1 protein-coding gene is annotated in these 639 nt (G+C 54.9%); it reads right to left on the reverse strand.

Translation table 11 applies throughout. From position 1 onward, the window contains the following. Positions 1-484 (reverse strand): hypothetical protein (locus ACLNEE_RS16830; RefSeq protein WP_412007444.1); only part of this gene is annotated, 484 nt, incomplete at its 3' end. Positions 485-639 lie beyond the last annotated feature (155 nt).

Consider the following 639-nt stretch of genomic DNA (forward strand, 5'->3'; position numbering starts at 1 on the left):
GGGAACGGGGAATAGATTGTTCCGGCTCCCGCACCACCACTACCTCACTGAGCTTTTGTAAGTTAAGGCGAGGGGAAACTTCCGCCACTGGAGGCAAGCTGGGGGGAATGGGGGGTAAACCGTCAAAGTTAGCCACTGTCATCGCTGGCCCCGGCACCCTCGCGGTCAAACCGTAGATGGTCAATAGGCCATTGGCCGCCACCAACATCAGCAGTCCCACCAAACTCCAGGGGGTGAACAGGCGGGCGAAAAGTTCCTCTGTGGAAGTGGGGGATTCTTTACTCTGGGGAACTGGGCGATCAATGAAGCTGAAGGCAAAACTCTCCGTTGCCTCTAGGGGAGAATCCAAAGCCGCCAAGCTTGACTCCCCCGGTTCATAGGTTACCCCAGGGTTAGTTTCCTCCTCGGCCATCAATTCTGCCTGAATGCAGTCGGACTCGTTGGAAATAGAGGAAGATTTATCAACGGCGGAGTAGTCGGTCATGGCAGGGGCACCAATCAACGGCGGTTTATTCGGGGCCAAGTAAGCTTAGGCAAACCGATGGATGTAAAGCAGCATTTCTGGAGGTGGGAGTCTGAGCGACATTCTAGCCCAGGCATGGTCCTAATTGACATCCCCACCAAAGACCCAGTTTGCAT

Origin of the sequence: Aphanothece stagnina RSMan2012 (assembly GCF_046764815.1) — a bacterium.
Taxonomy (GTDB): Bacteria; Cyanobacteriota; Cyanobacteriia; order PCC-6307; family Cyanobiaceae; genus NIES-981.